The organism is Methanothermobacter sp. CaT2, assembly GCF_000828575.1.
GTDB lineage: Archaea > Methanobacteriota > Methanobacteria > Methanobacteriales > Methanothermobacteraceae > Methanothermobacter.
This window is the reverse complement of record NZ_AP011952.1, coordinates 1,489,763-1,515,065: the sequence shown is the minus strand read 5'-3', so window position 1 is coordinate 1,515,065 and position 25,303 is coordinate 1,489,763. Positions and strand designations below refer to the sequence as shown.

The following is a 25,303-nucleotide window of genomic DNA, read 5'->3' as shown; positions in this document are numbered from 1 at the left end:
GGAAAAAAATAAAGGGGGATTTAACCGAAGAGTGCGCCGAGACCGGCTGCTGCTTCCTCTTCAGCTTCCTCTTCTTCTTCCTCTTCTTCCTCAGCTTCTTCTTCAGCCTCTTCGGCTGCTGCTGGTGCTGCAGCTGCTGCTGGTGCTGCTGCTACAGCTGTTGTTTCCATTGCCTCTTCGATATCAACGTCTTCAAGGGCTGCTATGAGAGCCTTGACCCTTGCATCGTCCACTTCAGCGCCTGCTGCTTCAAGGACGCTTTTAACGTTTTCTTCGTTGATTTCCTTACCTGTTGTGTGCAATAACATTGCTGCGTATATGTATTCCATATGATCACCTCAAATTTTATTTTTTATGGGTTAACTATTGCCAGTAAAGTGTTCATCCGAAGAGTGCGCCGAGACCGGCTGCTGCATCCTCTTCTTCCTCTTCTTCTTCCTCTTCAGCTTCTTCTTCAACCTCTTCCTCTTTTTCTTCAGGGGCTGGTGCTGCTGCCCTTGAAGACAGCTTCTCCTTCAGTTCATCATCAACTGCCTCATCATTAATCTCCGCAGCTGCAGCGGCCAGTGCAAGCATCTGTGCATAGGCCTTTGCAAGCAGGAGGTCTGTTGTTTCTGATGTGAGTATTGATGCATTGTATGCAAGGTTGAATGACTTTGAAGCTGCCTTCTGGATGATGGCAGGCATTGTCTCCCTGGTGTATATAACAGCGTTGACTGAGAGGTTGAATGCCTGTGAAAATGCCTTCTGGATATCAGACAGGGTCTTCTCTTCATCGATGGTCAGTACGTCTGCAGTGTAGACGGTCTGATTTTCATAGGCTGCTCTGAGATCTATTCCCACCTCAAGTGGCTGTATGTCAAGTCTGGTTAATATCCCGGCCACCTTGGGGGGGATCTCCTCCCCTGCCTTCACAACGACGTGGTCATTTGAAACCACAATCTTGCCCTTCTCGATCTTGGCAGGGATACCTATCTGCTGCAGTTCACCCAGTATCGGGCCCGGTGCAAATCCGGTATCCCCCTTGGGGACAACTATGTCATCCGGGGCTATGGCCCCTGGTTTGGCTGGAGCAGGAGTTTTACTGTCCTCAAGGATCTTGAAGAGCTTGAAGGGATTCATGTCTGTGAATATGAGTGCAGGCTGCCCCTCCATGTAATCGGAGAGTGAATCAACATTTTCAAGTTCTCTGCCAGCTTTCTCAAGGGCAAGGCTGATCAGGGTCTTCTTGGACATTCTGATGAGTGCACTGTCACGGAGTGTCTGGCGCATCTTCTGGAGCTGCCTTGCAGGTATGTCTGCAAGGTTGGCTATGCCAACCACTTCATAACCTTTAATGAGGTCATGGAGCTCCTGAACCTCTTTCTTCTTCCATTCAGCCACGTGAGCCATTTAAATCACCCTCACTACCGGGCCCATGGTTGTCTTAACGTACATGGACTTTAACTGGTTTCTTCCCTTCTCAAGTTTACGGTCGATTGTCTGAAGAACCGCCTCTATGTTCTCGGCAAGCTTCTCATCGTCCATGTCCTCGGTACCAACCACTGTATGAACCACTGGCTGGTCCTTGATTCTAACCTTAACCGTGTCCCTGAGTTTATTCAGGATGGGCTCCGGGTTTATTGTTGCTGGCACCGGTTTGGGCATCTTCTTTCTGGGTCCGAGAACGGGCCCCATGAATCGACCCACCAGGGGCATCATATCTGCCTGAGCCACAAAGAATTCATACTGGTTGGCAAGTTTCTTTGCTTCCTTACGGTTTTTGCCAAGTTCTTCAAGTTCATCCTTGGTTATCACAAGGTCGGCCCCTGCATTTTTAGCCTGGAGGGCCAGTTCCCCATCGGCGATCACGGCAATCTTCACATCCTTACCGCGGCCGTTGGGTAGAGAAACTTCCTCGTCAAACCTGTTCTCTGGTTTATTGACGTCAAGGTCCTTGATGTTAAGAATAACATCCATGGACTGTGTGAAGTTTCTCGGCCTTGAAAGTTCCTTGGCCTTCTTCACCGCTTCCATTATCTCTTGTTGCATTCTGAATCCTCCATGAACTTCAAAAAATAAGTTCATATGATGGGGTTAGTTATGTGGTTTTCAAGATTTATAAATTTTTATGATGTGAGGAGGTCATCATAGACTCCCTGGTCAACCTCTCTCTGAACCTCACGGGGGTCCTTACCGTTCACTGTTATACCCATGCTGACACAGGTACCCATTATCTCCTTGACTGCACGTTTGTAGTCATTTGAGAGGAGCGCATCGAATTTCATCCTCGCGATCTTCAGCACCTGTTCCATTGAAATGTCTGCTATCTTATCCATCCCTGGATCCTGGGACCCCTTCTCCAGCTTGAGTTCATCCATGATGAGGGCAGTTGTTGGAGGTGTACCCACTTCAACCTCAAAGTCCCTTGTATCAGTGTCCACTATGATCTTTACAGGGACCTTCATCCCCTCAAAGTCAGCTGTCTTGCGGTTTATCTCCTCAACTACCTGCATCATGTTAATTCCAAGCGGACCAATCGCAGGACCCAGAGGTGGTCCTGGAGTGGCTTTTCCACCATCAATAAGAATTTCAACGGTTTCTTTAGCCATTAATCAGCCTCCTTTTGTATTATTCTAATCTGATCACCTTTAACAGTTACTGGAATGGGCACGGCCGCCTCTATGAGTTCAAGCACAACTTCCTCCCTTGACTCATCTATGCGGATAACCTTTGCCCTTTCACCCTTAAAGGGTCCGGATATGAGTTCAACAATGCTTCCCTTCTTAATGGATGATATTATGGGCTCTGGCTTGAGGAACCTTTTAACCTCTTCAAAGTCGATCTCGGCCTCACCCTCTGTTTTACTTTCAACTACACCCCTGAGGTGGGGTACCCTTATTGCAGGGTTTCTCATGTCAATCTTTGATGAGGACTCCACCAGGATGTATCCCCTCAGTGATTCAGGGACGAGAATAGCGTTTATCTCTATACCACTATCCCTCACCTTTCTTGCAAGCATCCTGGCCACATTTTTCTCCTGACCCACAGAGGTCTTAAGGGCATAGATGGAATTTTTACTATCTTCCATTAAGAACACAACCTCATATATATAATTCACTCTACAGACCTTAACCCATCCGGATGCTAGCCCCCGAGGAGCTGGGCAATTATACTTATTATGAATCCAATGACGCCTATTATTATTATACCTATACCGGTTACCTTTGACACGTTGAGGTATTCCTCACGGCTCGGTTTCTTTGAAACCCTCAATACCCTCTTTGACTGTTTTATAAAATTTAAAATAGACTCCCTGTATTTCATGGTTTATCCCCGCTATTTATATAGTTAAAAAACAAGGGCTAGAATTGGGATGAGTGATGGAGTAATCTATCCTTCAAGATTTATAAAGGTTTTCCTTGAGTGGGGGTGTGTGGAAGAATATCAGAATACTCCATCTATAAATTCTTCCAGGACGGACTCATCGACTGAGTCCTTTTCACGCTGTTTTTCCTCCAGGAACTCCTTCTCTGCAGAGCCATGGGCCCCATAGATGTAGGGTGACCTTACACCCGCAACAACGATGGTCGTTCTTATGACGTTCTGCAGTTCATCCTGAATCTGGGCACCCCATATTATGTTTGCATCGGGATCAAGTTCCTCGGCAACAACCTCCACGATCCTTTCGGCCTCCTGGAGGGTCAGGTCTGAACTACCAGATATGTTTATAAGGGCTCCCCTTGCATTGGATATGTCAAGATCCAGCAGCGGACTGTTAAGGGCCTCATAAACTGATTCTAGGGCCCTGTCACCGGATTCGGCCTCGCCCATTCCAATCATGGCCATTCCTGAACCCTTCATTATGCTCCTCACATCCGCAAAGTCGAGGCTCACCAGTCCGGGTTTGGTTATGAGTTCAGTTATGCCCTTAACCGCCCTTCCAAGGATCTCGTCTGCAACCATGAAGGCCTTGTTGAGGGGCAGGTTGGGTGCAACCTCCAGTAGCTTGTCATTGGGTATGACAATGACTGTATCTGCAGCGTTCTGGAGTTTCTCAAGACCCCTCTCGGCGTTCTCCCTCCTCTTAAGGCCCTCTGCACTGAAAGGCATGGTTGCAACGGCTATAGTGAGGGCACCCGCCTTTTTGGCAAGTTTTGATATCACGGGTGCGGACCCTGTTCCCGTGCCACCCCCAAGGCCACAGGTTACAAAGACCATGTCAGCCCCTTCGAGTTCCCTGCGAATATCATCCTCACTTTCCTCTGCGCATTCCTCTCCCACTTCAGGGACGCCGCCAGCCCCAAGACCACCACAGACATTCTTACCTATGAGAAGCTTCCGGTTAGCCACGGAGTAGAAGAGGTCCTGGGCATCCGTGTTAACGGCTATGGTCTCAGCGCCCTCGACTCCAATCTCACTGAGCCTTGTTACGGTGTTGTTGCCCGCCCCGCCGGTCCCAACAACGTATATCTTGGCTCTGCTATTTTCAATTATTTCCCGGAGCTCCCTGTCAATTTCTGAATTCATTGAGCTGGAAGATGGCTTTTCCCTTTTCTCAGATTCCTTTATGGCATCGTTAATGAATTTCAATTACTACCCCCACACTTATCTATGAAATATGTTATTGTGATAAGACATATTTAAAAGCAACGGTTAATCTGGCACCGATGGAGCCATGGCTCACATTCAAAATTAAAAATCAATTTCTGTGACCTCAGAAAATACCGGCTCAAGGTTGGGGCAAAATAAAATTATTGATGGTCCACGTGGCCATGAATATCATGAATCTGGGCGGGACCCCCCATCATGACATGTTATGAAAAAGTTATGGCCTGGGCATGGCAATTATCTCATGGATCCTGAGGTCGAATACACTGTTCATATGGGCGGGTGTGAGTACAAGGGCGGTGTCAGCACCCCATGCTGTCCCACCTATGGCTATAACCTCTTCATCAACGGGGATGAGGCCAGCATCTGCAGCCATTATGGCTATCTCAACACATACCTTGAAGCCCTGGGAGACCATCCTCAGGGTTTCAGCCATTATCTCCACGGGTGTGACACCACCAAACCTGTTTGATATCCCTCTTCCAACGCCACTGAGGGCATGTGAACCCGCATAAACATTCACACCCCTCTCAAGGAGCGCATCCCTTGCCTCGTCCTCCAGTTCAAGTTGACCCTTCTCCCTGAAACCTGCATGATGGGTTACTGATACAATGTTACCTTCAACCATTTCAGATAATCTCAGGGCTGTCTCACCTGAAACAGATGCCACAACAAAATCCCTGATTCCGAGCTGGTCAGCCCTCTCCCTTACAAGTTCAAGGACCCTCTCTGTATTTTCCTTACCTGGTTCCTCAAAGTAGCATATCTTCTTCTCCATGAAAAACACCACCTACTTATATATACCTGATCTCAAATTATATTTGGATATATTTATGGCAGGTATAGGAAAAATTTTTATAAAGGTAGTAAACATATGAATCCTAATTAATATGGATCCCGTTATTTCTGACTCAAACAGAAGGTGATGCTATGAACGCCTTTGATTTTCTCACCCCCCCAAGGAGTGGGAAACCTCGAAAAAATGGAATAACCATGGTTCTTGATAAGGGAATGGGTCCCGCGAGCGCCCGTGACCTCATGGAGATATCATCAGATTACGTTGACTTCATAAAGTTTGGATGGGGAACACTCCCCCTCCACAGACGCGACACTGTAAAGGAAAAGGTAGATATGTACAGGTCATTCGATGTGGAACCCTATCCAGGGGGCACGCTATTCGAGATAGCCCACCTCAACGATAAAGTGGAGGAATACTTCCAGGAGGCCCGTAGCCTTGGCTTTGAAACACTTGAGATATCCAACGGGACTGTGGAAATTGAAACTGAAGAAAAATGTCGGCTCATTGAAATGGCTGTCGATGAGGGATTCATGGTCATATCAGAGGTCGGTAAAAAGGACCCTGAAAGGGACAGGCTCCTCGAACCCGATGATAGGGTCAGACTTGTGAGGGCTGACCTCAGGGCAGGCGCATCAATGGTTCTCATGGAGGCCCGTGAGAGCGGACAGAACATAGGTATATACGATGAGAGGGGAAACATAAGGGAGGACGAATTCAACCACCTCACTGACAGACTCCCCATGGACAGGATAATATGGGAGGCGCCTCAGAAAAGTCAGCAGGTTTACTTCATTTTAAAGATTGGACCAGATGTTAACCTTGGAAACATACCCCCTGAAGAGATAACAGCCCTTGAAACAATACGCAGAGGCTTGAGGGGAGACACTCTCGGAAAGGTGAATCTTTAATGATAGAGAAAATTACTGTAATCGGCGGTTATGATAAGTTCGGAGAAAAGGAGCCCGTAGAGCGGGTTGAAATAAAGAAGGGTGAAATATTTGGAGTTGTTGGTCCCACAGGCAGTGGTAAAAGTTCACTTATAGGAGATATTGAACAGCTGGCCCAGATGGACACCTTCTCAAAGAGGAAGATCCTTGTGAACGATGAAGAGCCAAGCTATGAGGACCGAACAAATCCCCGGAAAAAGATGGTCGCCCAGCTATCACAGAACATGAACTTCCTGGCCGATATGACTGTAGGAGATTTCCTGAGCCTTCATGCCAAGTGCAGGGGCGCCAGTGAGAAGTGTGTGGACCGCGTCATTGAACTTGCAAACACCCTCACAGGAGAGCCCATCAAAAAGGAGCATGACCTCACAATACTCAGCGGGGGTCAGTCACGGGCATTGATGGTTGCAGACGTGGCGATAATAAGTGACTCCCCCATTGTACTCATAGACGAAATTGAGAATGCGGGTATAAGGAAACACGACGCCCTCAATGTGCTGGCAGGTCATGGAAAGATCGTCCTTGTTGTAACCCATGACCCTGTACTTGCACTCATGACCGATAAGAGGATCGTCATGAAGCACGGTGGTATGCAGAAGATAGTCACCACCACCCCCCAGGAGAAGAGAATATCCCGGGAACTGAACAAAATAGATGAACTAATGCTCAGCCTCCGTGAAAAGGTCAGGAGGGGGGAGCTGGTTGAGGACATAGACCTGAGCGAAATAATAAATGAGTCCCAGTAAGATATGGATCTGAAGGATAAGGCCTAATTCAGGAGAGAGAAGTGAAACCTATGAGAATGGTAATTGTTGCCGGAACACCTGGATCTGGAAAAACAGCGGTGCTGATGCACACCCTCAGGAGCCTCAAATCAAGGGGATTGAAGTCATCCGTTGTAAAGATAGACTGCCTCTACACCGACGACGATAAGAAATTTGAGAAGGTCGGGGTGCCAACACTGGTTGGCCTGTCAATGGACATGTGCCCGGACCACTACGCCATCTACAACATAGACGACATGATAAAGTGGGCTGAGAAGAACGAGTCAGACTTCCTGATCGTCGAAACAGCCGGGCTATGTCACCGCTGCGCCCCCTACACAAAGAACTGTCTGGGAGTATGTGTCATAGACGCCACCAGCGGGCCAAACACTCCCCTTAAGGTTGGTCCTTTCCTCTCAACCGCCGATATCGCGGTGGTGACCAAGGGAGACATGATATCCCAGGCAGAGAGGGAGATATTCAGGGAGCGCATACTGGAGGTTAACCCCTCAGCAAAGATAATAGAGGCCAATGGCCTCAGCGGGCAGGGATGCATGGAACTTGCAGAGGAGATGATCGAGAGCAGGGAGGTTTCCCTTGAAAACGAGGAGCTCCGGCACTCAGCACCCCTGGCAGTGTGCACACTCTGTGTCGGTGAGACAAGGGTTAACAAGAAGCACCACAGGGGAATACTCAGGAGAATAGACGGCTTCCAGACCTACGAAGGAGAATGAGGAGAGGATCTTTCAGATGTCCCAGGATAAATCCCTTAAAGAAGAGGTAACTGCTCTGCTCCCAGGATACAACTGCGGGATCTGTGGCTATGCAAGGTGTGATGAGTATGCGGCCGCTCTGCTCAAGGGAAGGGCTGAGATCGACAGATGCCACTTCATGTACCAGGAACTCTTTGCAGATAACCTGAAAAGACTCCAGGACATCCTTAAGGAGGAGAAACTCCTTGAGGAGGAGAAGAAGATCTTCGGTGTCCTTGACGGATACGAGGCCGACTTCATACTGAAACCGCTGCCCGATGAGGGCTCCTGCCGGGAGATCCTCTTCCCATTCACGTCCACTGAACTGAGGAAGGGGGATATAATTAGATACAGACCCCTTGGATGTCCAATAACCCACTTTGCAGAGATACTGGATGAGAACCATGGCCTCATAACCGTGCACATCGTTGGACCATGTCACCGCCTCGGCATGGATGACTTTGAATACAGGGACATCGGAGTCTGCATGGTTGGTGGCTTTGAGGGTGTGATCGAGGGTGAGCTGCCAAATATCGGTGAAACCGTGCGTTTCCTGCCAGCCCACTGCATGATGCAGAAGGTCCACTCAGGGGTGGTTGTCCAGCTGGAGGGTAGAAGGGCTGTCATAGAGGGAATAGACCTCAAGGTATGGGCACCACCAGTGAAGGCCAGATGAAAATGTCCCCTGAGTACAGGACAGTGCCCGTGGTGACGGGTTACATAGAACCAGGCGCAGGTTTCTCAGAGATCATAGAGAGGTCCGGTGAGCTTGCCCGGGATGGAGATTTTCTTGTCATCTCAGAGACACCGGTCTCGGTTGCCCAGGGAAACCTGGTCGATGAATCCCGCTTCGAACCATCCATAACTGCAGTGCTGCTGGCAGATATCTGGTCAAAGTACATCTGGGGCTACCTCCTGGGCCCGATCCTCGGCATGAAGAGGAGGACCATAATGAACCTCAGAAGACTGCCACCCGAGGCAAGGGCCCATAAGGAGGTTGTCCTGAGATACTATGGACTTAAACACGCCCTTAAGCCGGCTTCCGAGGCCGGTATTGATCTGAGTAATGTGCCGGGGACCCTTGTTTCACTTCTACCTGAAAACCCATCTGGGGTGGCAAATTTTATTGCTGGTGAGATCCTGCGGAGGTTCGGTGCAGATGTTACCACGGTTATAATCGATACCGATGCAACCTACAGTATACTTGGAAGATACTTCACCTCCCTCCCCCTTGCAGTGCCCGGCATAAGGTCAGATACAGGATTCCTGGGTTACCTTGCAGGGCGGTTCTCTGGAAGAACCTGGCCCACACCCCTTGCATCCTCAAGGCCCGTGAAACTGGAGGTGCTCCTTGAGGTTGCATCAGCTGCAGAGGAATACCACCGCAGGAATACAGAGAGGGCAACGGTCTATGATATGGCCAGGGAATTCAGGGACAGACCAGGGAATATCACAGTGGAGATGCTATCCTCGGTTGAACACACACCGGCGGTTATTGTAAGACCTCCATGATAACAGTCATATCATGAACAATTTTCGTATTAAACTGGCCCCTTTATAAAATTTTAAATAAGATTAAGCACATAAATTGGAGTGCACTCAAAAAAAATTTGATGATCAGCATACCCGGTATGCAGTTATTTCTCAAGCTGGAGGATTTCAATTGATTGATGAGCAGGTGTTACAAGAGTTGATCCATGAAGTTATCACTGAAGAAGAAGAGGAAGAGGCCATACCAGTTCTGGAGTGCCTCATGAAGGGCAAGGTAACAGATGAGGAGATATCAGAGAAAACACAGCTTAAACTCAACATAGTCAGGAGGATACTCTACAGGCTCTATGATGCAGGTGTGGCAAGTTACAAGAGGAGCAAGGACCCCGAAACACAGTGGTACACCTACACCTGGAAATTTGAGCCTGAGAAGGTTACAGAGATGATAAAAAGGAAGCACAGCGAGATAGTAAGAAAGCTGAGGGAAGCCCTTGAGTTTGAGGAAAACAACATGTTCTTTGTATGTGTAAATGGGCACTACAGATTCACCTTTGATGAGGCCACAGAAGAAAACTTCACATGCCCTGAATGTGGTTCAAAAATGGAGTTCATGGATAACTCTGAAATAATACAGGAGATAAAGGACGAACTCAGTCTCTATGAGAATAACGGATTCGACTCCATAAAAACCACAACAATAAACTCCTAGAACAGCGGATTCGACTCCATAAAAACCTCAACAATAAACTTCCCGTACATACTCCTGATTCTGATCAATCATAGTGGTGTCTCCTTGAGCATCCGTTTACTCCGGGTTGTTGGATGTCCAGAGTGGGTGATAAACCACTCCCTAGCCGTCAGAAAAAAGGCCCTCGAGTTATCACGTGACCTCCCGGTTGACATGAAGCTGGTGGAGGAGGGAGCCATTCTTCATGATATAGGCCGCTGCAGGACCAGCGGTGTTGAACACGCCGTGGAGGGTGCGCGCATCCTTGAAGGATTTGGTTACCCCCCCGAAGTTGTGAGGATAGTTGAAAGACACGTGGGGGCAGGTATACCCCCTGAGGAGGCAAAGGCCCTGGGACTTCCCCCTGGAGATTACATGCCAAGAACCCTCGAGGAGAAGATTGTTGCCCATGCAGATAACCTCATAAATGGCTCTGATGAAGTTGGTATTGATTTTGTAATAAAAAAATGGTCTGATCGCCTTGGAGCAGACCACCCTTCAATAGAAAGGCTTAAAAGGCTTCATGAAGAGCTTCTGGGACACCTATAAGTCCTGGAGACTTAAAGGGCTCCATAATAGCCATCAGAATGTCCCCTGGAACTGGGGATGTCACAGGAATCTCCTGGAAATATAAGCTCCTTCTAACTCTGTGAAAAAAGGAAACCACTTTAACCAGTATCCACATATTAGGTTACAGTACCAGCGGGAGGGGGTTATATAAACAGAAAAACGGAATGTCTGTGTCCCGATTGTCCCAGCTATCCTGATCATGGGGATGGTGAACTTTTCTTCTGTGAAGGCAGGAGCAGCAGGTATGAGGTTGAGGAGAGGGGTTGCCTCTGTGCATCATGCCCCATATACCGGGAGTATGGTCTCAGGGAGCTTTACTTCTGTAACACAGAATCACTGAATGGCATAAGGATGAGAAGACAGAGAAGATCCGAGGATGACCGTGAATATCTCAAAATAGTCCAGATAAAAAGGATAGCCCATAGTGGGGAGGTCCCTGTTGAGTCCATGGGATCCGAGAAGAGGCTGCCCCTGGGACTTGATGATCTACACTTCCTTCCAGCACAGGTTTCAAAAATCCCCCTAAATGCAGAGGACCTGGTTAAAACTGATGTAATCATCGGAATTGAATCAAAAAGACCTATGCAGCTCAGATCCCCCATAATAATAAGTGGTATGAGCTACGGGGCGGTTTCAGAGAAGACCCGCATGGCCATTGCATCCGTTGCAGACCGACTTAAGATTGGATTCAACTCGGGTGAAGGTGGAGTACTGCAGAGGGAACTTGAAAAGGCAGGCGATTACCTCATAATCCAGTATTCCACCGGAAGGTTCGGTATCACCGAGGATGTGCTCAGGGGTGCTGCTGCAATAGAGATAAGATTTGGTCAGGGTGCATATCCGGGTAAAGGAAGTTATCTCCCTCCAGACAAGATAAGCCCGGATGTGGCAAGGGTCCGTGGGCTGGCCCCCGGTGAGGGGTCATATTCGCCTGCACACCACCATGATATACGTGATCAGATGGAACTCGAAGAGAAGGTCAACGAGCTCAGAAAAATGAGTGGAGGGGCACCCATAGGTGCCAAGATAGGGTGTGGCAACGTGGAGGATGACATTAAGGCCCTGCTTGATGCTGGAGTAGATTTTATAAGTCTTGACGGTTTTGGTGGGGGTACTGGAGCTGTTAACCCACATATAAGGGACAACACAGGCATCCCCCTCATCGCAGCCATACCGCGGGCCGTTAAGACCGTCATCAATGAGGGTCATGGCGATAGGGTGTCCCTCATTGCGGGTGGGGGTCTCAGGACAGCCGCCGACATGGCAAAGTGCCTCGCCCTGGGTGCTGATGCTGTCTACACAGGTACAGCGGCACTCATAGCCCTCAACTGTCAGCAGCACAGGTTATGCCACACCGGCAAGTGTCCGACAGGGATAACAACCCATGATCCTGACCTGCTGAAACACATGGACCTGAAGAGGGCCATTGAAGGACTTGAAAACTTCATAAAGGTTTCAACGGCTGAGATTGCCGACTTTGCCAGGATCACCGGAAAGGATGATGTGAAGAAACTGAACACCGAGGACCTCGTCGCCCTTAAAAAGGATGTCGCCGAATTAACAGGCGTAAAATGGTTGAAAGGCACTTAATATGCACTTAAAAAGGATTCTACCGGTGAAAATGTATAACGTTGTCGAAAGCTTATTGTACTGTCTGAACTGCGGATAGGCGCTGCATGAATATGATGTGATAAAGGTTGATAGAATGAAGGTCATATGTTCAATTGAGGAATCCCTCCACCGTCCCGAGGCTGTCAGGTGGCGGGAGAGAATGAGGTTAATGAGGCCCCTGGGAGATGTTGTTGTGGTGCTTCCCTGCAGCATGAAGAAGCCCTACTCAACCTCAAGGTCCCACAGAAAATTCACAGGAGTCACTAGAGGCTTCCAGGAGCTTATACTGACATCACCCTTCGGCATATGCCCCCGGGAACTCGAAAACACCTACCCCATCTCATCCTATGACGTTTCAACCATTGGAGAGTGGTCCCATGAGGAAAAGAAACTGGTGGGAGATGTCCTAAGGGAATATGTGGGTGACCTTGATGTCATAGCCCACGTGGATGGAGGTTACCTTGAGGTATGCATGGAGTACCTTGACTCCTTCACAGCAACCAGCATGAAATCACGGCCCACCTCGCCTGAGGCCCTGGAGAGACTTAAGAGGGAACTTAAGAGTTATGAAAAGATCCCACCAAGGGAGAGGCTGCTGCACATGCTTCGTTCGGTTGCAGTGTACCAGTTCGGACCTGGCGGAGAAAGGATTATACCTGAGGACTGCCGGGTCACCGGAAGATACCATAGAAAGATCCTCAAATCCGACGGCACCCAGATAGGCACCTTCATGATGGACCGTGGGCTCATCTCACTCTCACCCGAGGGTGGAAGGTCCCTTTACATGCTGGGAGTGAAGTGGGTTGAGATAGACTTCAACCTTGAAAGCAACACACTCTTTGCCCCTGGTGTTTCCGACGCCGACACGGGAATCATACCCGGTGATGAGGTGGTCATAGTACATGGAGGAGAAGTTGCAGGTGTAGGGAGGGCTGTGCTCAGCGGAGATGAAATGGTGAGGGCTGAAAGGGGTGTGGCTGTCAGAGTTAGGCGAAGGACTGGTTAATATCGCCTTGATATCCTATTTAATGGCTTTGCTTCCCTATTTAGATTGCGGGGAAAGGAACACTTTTAAATAGGGTTAGCTTAAAAATAGAGAATCACTACAGTGATTATCAAAATAGCATCTGAGGTAATAATAATGTCAGAAGAACTCCTGGAAAAGGTTAAGGAAGCTCTCAAGAAGGTTGCAGACCCACACATGGGCATAAGTATCGTGGAGATGGGTCTTGTTGAGAACATTGAAATCGAAGAGAAGGGTGAAACCATAGCAAAGATAACCATCCGGCCTACAAACCCTGGATGTATGAGTGCTGCGAGGATGGCGATGGACGCAAGGAACGTCGCCGAACAGGTTGAGGGAATTGACCGGGCCGAGATCACAGTTGAAGGCCACATGATGGCCGATGCCATAAGTGAAATGGTGAATAAATAGAGCCTCAAACTCATGAAAGGGGTCCCCAGGACCGTTGCGGTTGTTGGAGTGCCGGGTACCGGTAAAACAACCGTATGCAGGATCCTATCAGGGATGGTGAGACACACCTACATAAACTATGGGGAACTGATGCTCCGGGTCGCAGGTGAGTGGAACCTTGCAGAAACCCTGGAGGACCTCTTCAAACTCCCCATGAACCAGCAACACCTTATCTGGCTTGAAGCAGCCCACAGGATAAGGAGACTGGATTACGTGCTGATGGATCTCCATGGACTCGACCGCTCACCCCTGGGTTACCTTATTTCTCTCCCTGTTGACATCATATCCCCCGACATAATTGTAATCCTTGAATCGGATCCTCAGAGCATACTTGGGAGGAGAATGGCCGACTCAAAGATGAGGGTCAGAGAGAGCCCGGAGAGCCTCAGGGAGCATATGGAAATGCTCAGGACGTCCATGTTCGTGTGTTCAGCAGTCCTGGGCTCAGTGGTCAGCATAGTGGAAAACCATGACCCCGAAGAGGCCGCCCTTGATATCCTCGGGATAATTGAAGCCGCATGGGCTGGTGACACCACTCCATGAAGGGGTGTGTCTCCAGAACCACAGAAAAGCATATATAGGAGTAACTCCAAAAGTTGGAATCACCCCACTGATTCTTAATATGGGCCCGTGGCTCAGGTGGTTAGAGCGCACGGCTGATAACCGTGAGGCCCTGGGTTCGAATCCCAGCGGGCCCATCCACCTTTTTATATCGGATATCTGAGAATTCAAGACTGCAGGTTCCTTGTGTATGATACAAATTCTTCCAGGAGCTCCAGGGCAGCTCCAGATTTAACTGTTCTTTTTGCAGTCTCTGTTCCATCAGGCAGTGTATCAGCCAGGCCTGCAAGGTAGATAAGGGCCCCGGCATTTGCAAGGGCTATATCGAGTCTTGATTTCTGTTCAGGCGTATCATCACGTCCCCTGAGGACATCCATGAACAGCTCCAGGTTCTCAGCGGTGGTTGACCCTGCCCTCAGATGTTCAAGTTCTCCCACCTCAACTCCAAAGTCAGGGGGCATCAGTCTATCAATCCTGATCTCATCATCCTCAAGGAACGCCACCAGGGTGGGGCCAGCGGTTGATATCTCATCCAGGGCAGGGTTGAGGTTAGCATCGAATCCATGAACAACCATTGCACGGCGTGTTCCGAGGTTCCTGAGCACCTCAGCAACCGGACCCACAAGATGAGGGTCAAATACCCCCAGAAGCTGTATTCCCGCTGCAGCAGGGGATGTTAAGGGTCCCAGTATGTTGAACACCGTCTTGAAGCCCAGGGACCTCCTCACTGCCGTCACCCTGGCAGTTGCCCTGTGGAATAGGGGTGCGAACATGAATGAGATGCCCACATCATTGAGGGACCTCGCAGCTGCAGCTGCATCCAGTTCTATGTTCACACCTGCAGCCTCGAGTATATCTGCACCCCCACATGACCCGGTGACCGCCCTGTTACCATGCTTTGCAACCCTTACACCTGCAGCAGCTGCTATAATGGCGGCTGCTGTGCTTATATTGTATGACCTGAAACTGTCGCCTCCGGTCCCGCAGGAATCAACTACCTCATGGGACCCTGAAACCCTGACCCTGGGGGATTTATCCCGCATGGCCCTGGCAAAGCCTGTTATCTCATCCACAGTTTCCCCCTTCATTGCAAGGGCCGTTAGAATTGCGGCTATCTTAATATCATCAAGTTCACCGGCCATTATCATCTCCATCAGACTGTAGGCCTCATCCTCACTGAGGTTCCTGAAGTCCATTATTTCAGAGATCATCCTCCTGAATTTCATCCTGATCCTCCTGCGGCTTTCAGAGTGCCCACCATTTCATGGATCCTCTGGAGCATAAGCTCCCTGTCGCCGAGGTTCCCGGATATCACGTCTATGATGGCGCTTCCAACGATAACTCCATCGGCTCCTGCATCCCTCAGCATCCTCACATGTTCGGGTCTTGATACGCCGAATCCAACCATTACCGGCAGACTTCCCTCAGCCTTCACCCTTTTTATGAGTTCGATGGTTGCATCCTCAACCCTTGATCTTGCGCCGGTGACCCCCATCACCGAGACGAGGTAGTGAAATCCTGATGAGACCTCAGAGATCCTTTTGAGGCGTTCACTACCGGTTGTTGGTGCAACTATGAATATCTGATCTATATCATATTTTTCAGCGGCCCTGAGGGCATCTGAGGCCTCCTCAGGGGGGAGATCCGCTGCAAGTATCCCTGTGACCCCTGCTTCTGCAGCCCTCCGGTAGAACTCATCAACACCCATCCTGTAGATCAGGTTGTAGTATACCAGCAGGCCTATGGGTATGGAAGTGAATTCCCTGACCCTCTCTATAAGCTGGAAGCACTTCTCTGTTGTCATGCCTGCCCTGAGGGCCCGCAGATCAGCGCCCTGAACGCTTGTACCATCTGCTATTGGGTCAGAGAATGGGAAGCCTACCTCAAGGGCATCGGCCCCTGCATCCACAAGTGTCCTTATGATCTCAATGGATGTCTCCATATCAGGGTCACCTGCAACCACGAAGGGGACGAAGGCGCAGCCATCCGCCCGTCTGAACATCTCAGCATAACTCATTGATTTAGCTCCTGACATTACAATCACACTCCCAGCAAACCAGCAACCATGAACACATCAGCAATCACACACCCACCCCCAGCAAACCAGCAACCATGAACACATCAGCAATCACACACCCACCCCCAGCAAACCAGCAACCATGAACATGTCCTTATCTCCCCTTCCTGAGAGATTGACGATGACCGTTTTTCCCCGGTTCTCAGGTTTCTCAGCGTACCTTTCAAGGCAGGCTATTGCATGGGCACTCTCAAGGGCTGGCATTATACCCTCATATCTTGAGAGGAGCCTGAAGCCCCTGAGTGCCTCGGTGTCTGTTACCGGCTCATACCTTGCCCTGCCTGTATCCATGAGATGGGCGTGTTCTGGTCCAACACCCGGATAATCCAGACCAGCTGAGACAGAATGTGCCTCATTTATCTGACCATCCCCATCCTGAAGGACGTATGATAATGAGCCATGAAGGATTCCCTCTGAGCCCGCAGAGAGTGTGGCTCCATGGTTTCCTGACTCTATACCTTCTCCACCCCCCTCTGCACCTATGAGTTCAACATCATCATCCATGAAGGCAGAGAATATGCCTATGGCATTGCTTCCGCCTCCAACGCAGGCTATAACCGTGTCTGGAAGTTCACCCTCGACTTCGAGTATCTGTTCCCTGGCCTCCCTCCCTATGACGCTCTGGAAATGCTTCACCATGGTCGGGTAGGGGTGGGGGCCCATGGTGGAACCTATGAGGTAGTGGGTGTCATCCACGTTGCTAATCCAGTCCCTCATGGCCTCGTTTATGGCATCCTTAAGGGTCCTTGAACCTGAGTCGACCGGTATGACCTCCGCACCTGATACCTCCATTCTGAATACATTGAGCTTCTGCCTCTCAACATCCTCTGTGCCCATGTAGATATCAACGTCCATTCCAAACAGGGCCCCAGCGGCGGCGGTGGCTATCCCGTGCTGCCCTGCCCCTGTCTCGGCTATGATCCTGGTCTTGCCCATGTACCTTGCGAGCAGAGCCTGGCCTATGGTGTTGTTTATCTTGTGGGCCCCTGTGTGCAGCATGTCCTCCCTCTTGAGGTACACCCTGCATCCGAGTTTCTCTGACAGGTTCCGGGCATAGTAAAGGCCCGTGGGCCTTCCAGCGTACTCCCGTAGATGGTACTCGAGTTCAGCCATGAACTTCCTGTCATCCCTGTAATGGAGGAAGGCCCTCTCAAGTTCCTCAAGTGCCGGTATAAGAAGCTCCGGCACGAATATGCCTCCATATTTACCGAATTTTCCATCCATTATCATGATAACTCACCTCTCTGTAACCTGGACGGTTTCTGAAGTCCTCCCATCCTCCCCATGCACTCCATGAGTTCAAACATCATTGCATGATCCTTTATCCCCGGTGCAGCCTCAATGCCAGAGTTGAAGTCCAGACAATCGAATTCCAGTAAGTATTCAGGGTTAAGCCTCACAGTGGATGGTCCAAGGCCCCCTGCAAGGGCCACCTCAGGTGCGCTCCCATGACTTCTTATGAGGCGGAGCATCCCGAGGGCCAGTTCGGGTGGAATCATCCTCCCCGTCCCCCCTGTTCTACCACCGGAGCTGGAATCAAGCAGGACACATGAACATGGGATGTGGTCAAGAACATCCAGTGCACCGGGCTCCGGTGGGACTGCGACTGTTATCCCTGGATTAAACCCGTTTTCAGTGAGTACCCTCTTTATGCCCCTGGCATCTTCACATGAGATGGAGTGGAGCTGGATTCTCTCCACACCTGTTCTCTCAATGACCTCAGCCACCTCCACTGGATCGGAGGGTTCAAGGACGATCACGGCCTTCTCAGGAGGTATGAGTGATAGGATGTCCTCCAGTTCACCTCCTGTGAGGTGTCTGGGAGATCTTTCTATGTGTATGAGGCCCAGGAGGTCAGCACCAAGTTTATCTGCCAGTATTGCGTCCTCTGGCCTTTTTATACCGCAGATCTTTACGAGTAAATCTGCCAGGGACTCATGCGAACTGTTCAAAGAATTCATCCCCCGTGTACCTTCTTCTCCTGTCCCTGCACTGGCTCACCGCATCTATTATCTCCTCAAGGAGTTCCCGTGGGTTCTGGGCTGACATGGGTGCTGTGCCGATGAGCAGAGCATCTGCACCGTAACCTGCCAGTATCTCAGCATCCTCGGGGCCCCTGACACCACTCTCTGATACGAGTATGAGTTCATCGGGTACGAGGGGTGCCAGTGCATGGGTTCTTTCAAGGTCCACCTCGAAGGTTTCAAGGTCCCTGTTGTTCACACCTATTAGCTCTGCACCTGCTTCAAGGGCCCTGAAGATGTCAAGTGATGTGTGACACTCAACCAGTGGCTCCATTGAGAGCTCCCTGCATTTTTGAATCCCTGCCTCAAGGTCAGGGAATACTCCTGTGATTAGGAGAACCGAGGATGCCCCTGATGCCCTTGCATGGTAGATCTGGTACTCATCGACCAGAAAGTCCTTCATGAGCAGGGCTTTACCGTAATCTGTGGCCCTGGTCAGTAGATCCAGGGAGCCGTTGAAGTATTTGCCGTCGGTTACTATGGATACTGCATCGGCGAGGTCCCGGTATACCTCCATCATCTCTTCAAGGCCCCTCCCTGATATTCTGCCCAGTGATGGTGATGCCCTCTTGTATTCGCATATGAGAGATACTTTGCCTCCTCCCACTGCAGCTGGAAAGCTCACTGGCTCGTCCATGACTGTTATATCATCCCTTAGGATGCTGAGGGGTGTTTTTTTCATGAGTTCCTTAACTTCGAGTTTCTTTGACCTTATAATATCCCTGAGCATGTGTTCACATCCTGAGGAAATTTCTAATGACGGTTCTTCCGCTTGGGGTTCCGGCTGACTCCGGGTGAAACTGCAGCCCGTAGACTGGATATTCTCTGTGCTTTATGGCCATTATAATTTCATCTGATGTCACAGCAGTTACCTCTATATCGGCGGGTGTGTCTTCGGGTCTGCATATGAGTGAATGGTACCTGGTTGCCCTGAAAGGATTTGGAACGTCCCTGAAGAGTTCTGATCCGTCATGGAATACCTCAACTATCTTTCCATGGACCGGTTCCCCCTGGTCAACCCTTCCGCCAAAGGCGTGAAATATGCCCTGGTGTCCAAGGCATACCCCCAGGAGGGGCCTGTCCCTGAATTCCCCTATCACATCCATGCAAACACCGAAGTCACTCCTCCTTGAAGGATTGCCAGGACCCGGGGATATGATTATCTTTTCTGGATCCAGGGCCCTAAGATCTGATATCCTGGCCTCATCGTTCCTGAGGACCATTATCTCCTCATCCATCCCATCATCCCTGAGGATCTCCCCTGCAAGCTGGTAGAGGTTATGGGTGAATGAGTCATAGTTATCAATTATCAGGATCACGACCATTACCTCCTGGCGATAAATGAGGTTCATCAGAATCAAAGCCCTCACCTGCCAGTTCCATTGATTTAAGGACCGCCATGGCCTTGTTCTGGCACTCCACGTATTCCCTCTCAGGTACGGAGTCATGTACTATACCTGCCCCTGCCTGTATTCTTCCATATGACCCCTCAGCGACCATGGATCTTATGGTTATTGCGAAGTCTGCGTTACCGTTCAGTGAGAGATAGCCCAGGGCACCGGCGTAGGCATTCCTCGGCACCCCCTCAAGTGACTCTATTATCTCCATTGCCCTTATTTTTGGCGCCCCGCTCACTGTACCCGCCGGGAAGACCGCGCCAAGGGCATCAAGGGCATCCATACCCTTCCTGAGTCTGCCGGTTACATGGGAGAGGATGTGCTGAACATGGGAGAACCTCCTTATGGTCATGTACTCCGGTACCTGGACCGTGCCAAACTCAGATATTCTCCCGAGGTCGTTCCTTGCAAGGTCAACGAGCATGAGGTGCTCTGCAAGTTCCTTCTCATCTGACAGCAGTTCCGCCGCTATTCTCTCATCCTCATGGGTTGTTTTCCCCCTTGGCCTGGTTCCTGCGATTGGGAAGGTTTCAATCTGTTTATCCTCCACACGGACGAGCATTTCAGGACTTGAACCTGTTATCTCCCTGCTGCCAAGTTTCAGGTGGTACATGTAGGGGGATGGGTTAACCCTCCTGAGGGCCTCGTAGAGGGCAAGCCTGTCACCACGGAGCCTGTAGTCAGTGGCATTTGAGAGGACTGCCTGGAATATTTCGCCCTCAGCTATCCTCTCCCTTGCCTCCTCCACCATTCCAAGGTATCTCCTCCTTGAGAACAGGGTCCCCATGCTCCTGTATTTAAGGTGCCCTGTTGGGGTTTCCTCACGCAGCAGTTCTGATATTTCCGGGAGTCTGTTATCCTTGAGGCTGATGTAACTGCATTCTCCTGTGAGGTGGTTGAACATGATACCGTCAAGGAAGAGTCCGAATTCAAAGTCCGGGAAGTTTCCGGGGCTGAGGTTGATCCTGTCAAAGAACCTTGCAGCCTGATAGGATATGTAGCCAACAAGGCCCCCGCAGAAGCCCCTGGATTTTCCAGTGGGTCTTGTGAACTGCCTCAGGAATTCAAAGGGGTTTTCTGTATCAAACTCCTCCCTTGATCCCTCGTGTTCAACTTCTATAAAACCTGAACGGGCCCTTATTATCATTCGAGGCTCGAATCCGATGAATGAGTATCTTGCAAGGCCCGTGTCGCTTTCCATTGACTCCAGAAGGAATGATGAGTCGTATTCAGAATAAATACTTTTGAATAGTTCAAAGGGTTCTTTAAATTCTATCTTTTCCTTTACCGGGTTTTTCAGTTCTGTAATGCCAAAAACATTCACTCCTGTACATGCATATCACCTCTGTATCCACAAAGTACATATACACGGAGGTACTATTTAAATCTTGTCTGTATAATAATGTACATCAATGTGGTGAAGTGTATGTGGAAGCAGATAAAGCACAGATTTGAGGGATACCCCTCCCGCATGTATGTGGCCAGGAAGATCATAGACCTCGGGTTCAGAATAGACAGAAACGGCAAAATATACTGTGACGACGTTGAGATAAGCGATGTTGCCCTTGCAAGGGCTGTGGGGGTTGACCGGAGGACCGTGAGGGCGACAGCAAATACCATACTGGAGGACGAGAAACTGAGGGGCATCTTTGAGAGCATGATGCCGGCAGGAGCCCTTCTGCGGGACGCTGCAGGTGAACTTGACTTCGGTGTGGTGGAGATAGAGGCCGACGCCCGGAACCCCGGGATACTTGCGGCGGCAGCGAGACTGATCGCAGATAAGGGTATAAGTATAAGGCAGGCCCATGCAGGGGACCCTGAACTCGATGAAACACCCAGGCTCACAATAATAACCGAAACCCCCATACCGGGAGGCTTGCTCAAGGATTTCCTTAAAATAGAAGGCGTTAAGAGGGTTTCAATATACTGAGATCATTGATGGTGGAGAAAAAACAGGGCCTAGCTTAAAATCCATGAGAAATCTGGTTAAATGGCGGAATATCATTATCTGAAGTATTTCATGGATTAACATGATCCCTGATCAGCTCACTGCTTTGAAGCGTGACACTCTCAGACATTTTATCCATTTTTAAAGTATGCGTGATTTTTTAATCCCAGCACCCTACTGCCTTCAACCAACGTAATAAGTCATTGCTGATCCGTAATATATATATGAGTTTTTTGTATAGAATTATTATAAGTTAATGGAGGTGTCCAGGGTGAGAGGTTTTTATGTCCTGTTGCTGGCTGTGCTCCTCCTCGCGGTGTCTGTTAACTCTTCAGCCGCTGCAGAAAACTCCACACTGGACGACACGGCCTGCGCAGACAACTTTACAGTCCTTGAAGCACAGGGGGATGATGTAACGGGTGCACTGACCCATAATGTTACAGTGGATTCTGAGGGTGTGGTCCTCCAGACAAGGAACTACACCTGCGGACCCGCAGCACTCGCCACCGTCCTCCAGAGACTCGGAGTGAACACCACAGAGGATGAACTCGCAGGCCTTGCCGGGACAACCGAGGACGGGACCACCATGCAGGGCCTCCTGGAAGCCGCCAGGGCCAAGGGAGTGAACGCAACCGGCATGAAACTAAACATATCTGAACTCAAAGAAAACATGATCGCCTATACCATCAATGACGGCACGGGACACTACACCGTAATAAACGAAATCACCAATGACACCATCAAACTCGCAGATCCAAGCCTCGGGAACATCGAAATGAATATAGAAGAGTTCGCTGAGATTTATAGCGGATATACACTGGTTATAAAGGATCCCAATAACCAACACAAGTTAACAAAACTACAGATCAAACAAATAATCAAACAGATCAAAGCAATGATGGTATAACCACAACAGCACCTGTAGGTAATGTTACAGAAGTAAATTCAACCAACGTACGATCAAAAAGTAAAACTTTGACCAACGAAGAGATGCAAAACATCAAGGGTAAGTTCTTGCAGTTCATCTGGAGTGGTATCCAAGCGTATATGACAGTTTACGGGCTGAGTGGTATGGTGATAAAGTTAATCCTGGATTTAAGAGGGCATATATTAGGTCTTACAGGTGGGTTCACAGGTATCGTCTTGACAGATGAACTTTGAGGTGTTTTAATGGTCGTAGAGAGATTTTATGTCCGTTCAATTGCTCTGGGGGTTGTTTTTCTCTCAACCATTATCTTTTTATTTTCAGGAAATCTACCCCTCAGTGATCTTTTTTATAGAGTCTATGGTCCTGGACAGTTTCAATTTCTAATTTATCTCCTCCTTAATGGTGTGATCCTGGGGGGTCTGTTAGAATTATGTGAGGGAAACAAGTTAACTGCTGCCATTTCTCTTGTCATAATCAACATCATAGGCATTCTTTATTCAAGATACATGGACGTCACTCTAATTAAAAGCACGTCAGAAAGCTTATGGGCTACCTTACCCTCCCTGATAGTGCTTAACTACGCAGTTCTATTATCTAAACACATCTATTCGGAGGTATGTGAAAAATGAAACGGGCATATGTCCTGCTAATTGGTTTGTCAATGCTTCTCATCTCCTTGATAGTGGCATTCCCTCTAGCATTGTCCTTTGTTATCCTGGCAGGATTCTTTATCGCACATTTCAGTAAGATGGAAGAAAAAGAGGTTAACATGATTATAACAGCCATAGTATCTTTATTCATAGGATTACTGGGAGGATTACTGAGATCGATGATTCACCACAATATTTCATCAACCTGGACACTACTATCTGCTCATGGTGGACTCTTTTTCATAGCCTTAATTGGATACTTTTTCATGGTCCTAATACTGATGACAGTAGGATCCATGATAGACAATGTTATATCGAAAGCTAGATCAAAATCCCTTTGAGTTTCCGCAGACCCCACCACAACATCAATGACACCAGAAGATACCATCAAGACGGCACGGGACACTACACCGTAATAAATGAAATCACCAATGACACGATCAAACTCGCAGATCCAAGCCTCGGGAACATCGAAATGAATATAGAAGAGTTCGCTGAGATTTATAGCAGATATACACTGGTTATATGATCTAATAATCCAACACAAGTTAACGGAACTACAGATCAAACAAATAATCAACAGATCAAAGCAACGAGAACACCTCATCAGAACCCGTAAATAACCTGACAGATACCGCCTCTGATGTGCAGACAGACAACAGAACTCTGACTGATGAGGAAATGAAGAACATTAAAGGTAAGTGCTGGCAATTCCTAGCGCCTGTTACAATAGGTACAATAATCATTTCAGTTAGGAATAAATACGTGCCAAAAAAGTACTGGTGTTACATTGCTTATCATCCTCCGTTCAAAAAAGTGAGAGCTTATATCGGGAAAGACCACAGGATCCATTATATAGAATACGATGCCTAGACAAATACACATGTAAAAAGACGTCTATTGCATTTTATTTTTTTAAAATTAAATAACGGGAGGGTACTAAATGGAAAATAAGCCAATTATAATCAGCTTACTGATAGCATTCATAATAACTACCATTATCTCTCTTACAAGATATATGGAAGGTACTGGACTGATGCCGCCAAAAAGTGCCATAAGTTCGTGGATAATATTACTAGATATATTTGTTGTAGGTATGACACTAGGTTTAATAGAGGCTATTTTGGGTTGGATGAAAGGAAAAGGAACTTACGTTCATATTAATATTAGAAAATCGCCCGAAAAACTTTTAATTAGTGTTTTAGTTACAGTGGGGTTCAATTTTTTGGGTTTGTTAATTTCTTTAACCTCAAAGGTTCCTCTTGAAGAAAGTATATTTACAACTACAATGATTGGTTTCATGGTGGTTGCTCTAATGTGTCTTCTGTATAGCACTATGATAATAAGGCAAGCGCCTGCGTGAAACATGAAAATCAAAGCTTAAAACCGTATAAATGATGAGAGGTGGACTATCCCAAACAACATAGTCTTCATAAGAGTGAGTGGAGCCAGTGGGATCCCAGGCCTTTAAGCTATAGAGGATAGCATCATGAGGACATACAATGGATACTGGGGATATTATCCCCCTATAATATTCATGATAGACATACCCACATCAGAAATCACAGATAGGAATCCGCAGAAATCATGGTATACCACGTGAAAAATGAAAAAACCCTATTTTTCTTAAATTCTTTATTTTCGGCTTTTCCGAAACCAATCAAAGAAAAATAAATGGAATGGCTCTGTTGATCACAGCTCCAGGCTGTCCTCCTCTTCGAGGGCCTTCAGAAGTTCATCCCAAGCTTCAAGGGACTCCCTTGCCGCCTCATCAGACATCACCTCAATGGCGTAGCCTGAGTGAACAAGAACATACTTGCCCTCCTCAACATCATCCACAAGGTCAAGTTTGACCTGTTGCCTCACACCACCGAAGTCAACGGTGGCAATGTTATCCTCACTATCAATTTCAATAATCTGAGCAGGTGCTGCAATACACATTCAATAACCCTCTCCAAATTAATAGGATTAAAGTCAGAATACACTAATGTTT

General features: G+C 48.5%; 33 protein-coding genes and 1 tRNA gene. 18 read left to right on the top strand and 16 right to left on the bottom strand.

Annotation, left to right across the window (positions count from 1 at the left end; all coding sequences use genetic code 11):
• Nucleotides 1-20 precede the first annotated feature (20 nt).
• The 8 genes from rpl12p to MTCT_RS07805 form a co-directional block, all read right to left on the bottom strand.
• Nucleotides 21-329: a 50S ribosomal protein P1 gene (gene rpl12p, locus MTCT_RS07840; RefSeq protein ID WP_048176214.1), complete on the bottom strand. Its 309-nt coding sequence runs from the start codon at nt 327-329 to the stop codon at nt 21-23.
• A gap of 52 nt (nt 330-381) precedes the next feature.
• The gene (locus MTCT_RS07835; protein WP_010877288.1) at nt 382-1,392 is read right to left on the bottom strand and encodes a 50S ribosomal protein L10; all 1,011 of its coding nucleotides are present in this window, start codon (nt 1,390-1,392) and stop codon (nt 382-384) included.
• Entirely contained in the window at nt 1,393-2,031 is a 639-nt protein-coding gene (locus tag MTCT_RS07830) for a 50S ribosomal protein L1 (RefSeq protein WP_048061119.1), read from the bottom strand.
• A 77-nt stretch (nt 2,032-2,108) separates the two neighbouring features.
• A complete protein-coding gene (locus MTCT_RS07825) occupies nt 2,109-2,591 on the bottom strand; it encodes a 50S ribosomal protein L11 (protein ID WP_010877286.1) in 483 nt (160 codons plus the stop codon).
• On the bottom strand, nt 2,591-3,070 hold the full coding sequence (locus MTCT_RS07820) for a transcription elongation factor Spt5 (protein WP_048061118.1): 480 nt from the start codon (nt 3,068-3,070) through the stop codon (nt 2,591-2,593). The genes MTCT_RS07825 and MTCT_RS07820 overlap by 1 nt, the downstream gene beginning before the upstream one ends.
• A gap of 56 nt (nt 3,071-3,126) precedes the next feature.
• On the bottom strand, nt 3,127-3,306 hold the full coding sequence (locus MTCT_RS07815) for a protein translocase SEC61 complex subunit gamma (RefSeq protein WP_010877284.1): 180 nt from the start codon (nt 3,304-3,306) through the stop codon (nt 3,127-3,129).
• A gap of 120 nt (nt 3,307-3,426) precedes the next feature.
• Complete coding sequence (ftsZ, locus tag MTCT_RS07810; RefSeq protein WP_048176210.1) at nt 3,427-4,572, bottom strand: cell division protein FtsZ; 1,146 nt, start codon at nt 4,570-4,572, stop codon at nt 3,427-3,429.
• Nucleotides 4,573-4,807: 235 nt separating this feature from the next.
• On the bottom strand, nt 4,808-5,368 hold the full coding sequence (locus MTCT_RS07805; RefSeq protein ID WP_048176208.1) for a pyruvate kinase alpha/beta domain-containing protein: 561 nt from the start codon (nt 5,366-5,368) through the stop codon (nt 4,808-4,810).
• A 152-nt stretch (nt 5,369-5,520) separates the two neighbouring features.
• Between MTCT_RS07805 and comA the strand changes: the two genes are divergently transcribed.
• From comA to MTCT_RS07745, 12 genes are all read left to right on the top strand, one after another.
• Nucleotides 5,521-6,297, top strand: a complete 777-nt coding sequence (gene comA, locus MTCT_RS07800; protein ID WP_048176206.1) for a phosphosulfolactate synthase — start codon at nt 5,521-5,523, stop codon at nt 6,295-6,297.
• Entirely contained in the window at nt 6,297-7,082 is a 786-nt protein-coding gene (locus MTCT_RS07795) for an ATP-binding cassette domain-containing protein (protein ID WP_010877280.1), read from the top strand. The genes comA and MTCT_RS07795 overlap by 1 nt, the downstream gene beginning before the upstream one ends.
• 50 nt (nt 7,083-7,132) lie before the next feature.
• Nucleotides 7,133-7,834, top strand: coding sequence for a GTP-binding protein (locus MTCT_RS07790; RefSeq protein WP_173402640.1), 702 nt, complete (start codon nt 7,133-7,135; stop codon nt 7,832-7,834).
• A 16-nt stretch (nt 7,835-7,850) separates the two neighbouring features.
• Entirely contained in the window at nt 7,851-8,528 is a 678-nt protein-coding gene (locus tag MTCT_RS07785; protein WP_010877278.1) for a (Fe-S)-binding protein, read from the top strand.
• Between the two features lie 2 nt (nt 8,529-8,530).
• Nucleotides 8,531-9,364 carry a coenzyme F420-0:L-glutamate ligase gene (locus MTCT_RS07780; RefSeq protein WP_084126341.1) on the top strand — a complete coding sequence of 278 codons (834 nt, stop codon included), beginning with the start codon at nt 8,531-8,533 and terminating at the stop codon, nt 9,362-9,364.
• A 151-nt stretch (nt 9,365-9,515) separates the two neighbouring features.
• A complete protein-coding gene (gene tfe, locus MTCT_RS07775; RefSeq protein ID WP_010877276.1) occupies nt 9,516-10,052 on the top strand; it encodes a transcription factor E in 537 nt (178 codons plus the stop codon).
• An 84-nt stretch (nt 10,053-10,136) separates the two neighbouring features.
• Entirely contained in the window at nt 10,137-10,619 is a 483-nt protein-coding gene (locus MTCT_RS07770) for a TIGR00295 family protein (protein WP_048176202.1), read from the top strand.
• Nucleotides 10,620-10,787: 168 nt separating this feature from the next.
• Nucleotides 10,788-12,230, top strand: a complete 1,443-nt coding sequence (locus MTCT_RS07765) for a glutamate synthase-related protein (RefSeq protein WP_048176200.1) — start codon at nt 10,788-10,790, stop codon at nt 12,228-12,230.
• Nucleotides 12,231-12,345: 115 nt separating this feature from the next.
• Nucleotides 12,346-13,257, top strand: a complete 912-nt coding sequence (locus MTCT_RS07760; protein ID WP_048176199.1) for a DUF5591 domain-containing protein — start codon at nt 12,346-12,348, stop codon at nt 13,255-13,257.
• Between the two features lie 135 nt (nt 13,258-13,392).
• Nucleotides 13,393-13,686 (top strand): metal-sulfur cluster assembly factor, encoded by a 294-nt coding sequence (locus MTCT_RS07755; RefSeq protein WP_048176688.1) that lies wholly within the window; start codon nt 13,393-13,395, stop codon nt 13,684-13,686.
• A 12-nt stretch (nt 13,687-13,698) separates the two neighbouring features.
• Nucleotides 13,699-14,268, top strand: a complete 570-nt coding sequence (locus tag MTCT_RS07750) for an adenylate kinase (RefSeq protein WP_048176198.1) — start codon at nt 13,699-13,701, stop codon at nt 14,266-14,268.
• A gap of 81 nt (nt 14,269-14,349) precedes the next feature.
• Nucleotides 14,350-14,423, top strand: a tRNA-Ile gene (locus MTCT_RS07745).
• 30 nt (nt 14,424-14,453) lie between these two features.
• Here the strand turns inward: MTCT_RS07745 and trpD are convergent.
• The 7 genes from trpD to trpE form a co-directional block, all read right to left on the bottom strand.
• Nucleotides 14,454-15,512, bottom strand: coding sequence for an anthranilate phosphoribosyltransferase (trpD, locus tag MTCT_RS07740; RefSeq protein WP_048176196.1), 1,059 nt, complete (start codon nt 15,510-15,512; stop codon nt 14,454-14,456).
• Nucleotides 15,509-16,303 carry a tryptophan synthase subunit alpha gene (gene trpA / locus MTCT_RS07735; protein WP_084126339.1) on the bottom strand — a complete coding sequence of 265 codons (795 nt, stop codon included), beginning with the start codon at nt 16,301-16,303 and terminating at the stop codon, nt 15,509-15,511. Before trpA ends, trpD begins: the two co-directional genes overlap by 4 nt.
• A 111-nt stretch (nt 16,304-16,414) precedes the next feature.
• Entirely contained in the window at nt 16,415-17,593 is a 1,179-nt protein-coding gene (gene trpB / locus MTCT_RS07730) for a tryptophan synthase subunit beta (protein ID WP_048176194.1), read from the bottom strand.
• Entirely contained in the window at nt 17,590-18,324 is a 735-nt protein-coding gene (locus MTCT_RS07725; RefSeq protein WP_231855286.1) for a phosphoribosylanthranilate isomerase, read from the bottom strand. Before MTCT_RS07725 ends, trpB begins: the two co-directional genes overlap by 4 nt.
• On the bottom strand, nt 18,299-19,117 hold the full coding sequence (locus MTCT_RS07720) for an indole-3-glycerol-phosphate synthase (protein WP_048176190.1): 819 nt from the start codon (nt 19,115-19,117) through the stop codon (nt 18,299-18,301). The genes MTCT_RS07725 and MTCT_RS07720 overlap by 26 nt, the downstream gene beginning before the upstream one ends.
• A gap of 4 nt (nt 19,118-19,121) precedes the next feature.
• Nucleotides 19,122-19,712 (bottom strand): aminodeoxychorismate/anthranilate synthase component II, encoded by a 591-nt coding sequence (locus tag MTCT_RS07715; RefSeq protein ID WP_048176188.1) that lies wholly within the window; start codon nt 19,710-19,712, stop codon nt 19,122-19,124.
• Nucleotides 19,690-21,108, bottom strand: coding sequence for an anthranilate synthase component I (gene trpE, locus MTCT_RS07710; protein ID WP_048176186.1), 1,419 nt, complete (start codon nt 21,106-21,108; stop codon nt 19,690-19,692). Before trpE ends, MTCT_RS07715 begins: the two co-directional genes overlap by 23 nt.
• Before the next feature lie 102 nt (nt 21,109-21,210).
• On the opposite strand from trpE, the gene MTCT_RS07705 reads away from it, so the two are divergent.
• The 6 genes from MTCT_RS07705 (at nt 21,211) to MTCT_RS07675 (ending at nt 24,673) form a co-directional block, all read left to right on the top strand.
• Nucleotides 21,211-21,714: an ACT domain-containing protein gene (locus MTCT_RS07705; protein WP_048176185.1), complete on the top strand. Its 504-nt coding sequence runs from the start codon at nt 21,211-21,213 to the stop codon at nt 21,712-21,714.
• 289 nt (nt 21,715-22,003) lie between these two features.
• Nucleotides 22,004-22,639, top strand: a complete 636-nt coding sequence (locus tag MTCT_RS07700; protein WP_231855285.1) for a C39 family peptidase — start codon at nt 22,004-22,006, stop codon at nt 22,637-22,639.
• 263 nt (nt 22,640-22,902) lie between these two features.
• Nucleotides 22,903-23,289, top strand: coding sequence for a hypothetical protein (locus MTCT_RS07690; RefSeq protein WP_048176182.1), 387 nt, complete (start codon nt 22,903-22,905; stop codon nt 23,287-23,289).
• 32 nt (nt 23,290-23,321) lie between these two features.
• Nucleotides 23,322-23,651, top strand: coding sequence for a hypothetical protein (locus MTCT_RS07685; protein WP_231855383.1), 330 nt, complete (start codon nt 23,322-23,324; stop codon nt 23,649-23,651).
• Nucleotides 23,648-23,839, top strand: a complete 192-nt coding sequence (locus tag MTCT_RS09530; protein WP_231855284.1) for a cysteine peptidase family C39 domain-containing protein — start codon at nt 23,648-23,650, stop codon at nt 23,837-23,839. The genes MTCT_RS07685 and MTCT_RS09530 overlap by 4 nt, the downstream gene beginning before the upstream one ends.
• A 414-nt stretch (nt 23,840-24,253) precedes the next feature.
• Nucleotides 24,254-24,673, top strand: coding sequence for a hypothetical protein (locus MTCT_RS07675; RefSeq protein WP_048176174.1), 420 nt, complete (start codon nt 24,254-24,256; stop codon nt 24,671-24,673).
• Nucleotides 24,674-25,002: 329 nt separating this feature from the next.
• Here the strand turns inward: MTCT_RS07675 and MTCT_RS07670 are convergent, their stop codons facing one another.
• A complete protein-coding gene (locus tag MTCT_RS07670) occupies nt 25,003-25,251 on the bottom strand; it encodes a HypC/HybG/HupF family hydrogenase formation chaperone (protein ID WP_010877257.1) in 249 nt (82 codons plus the stop codon).
• Between the last annotated feature and the right edge of the window lie 52 nt (nt 25,252-25,303).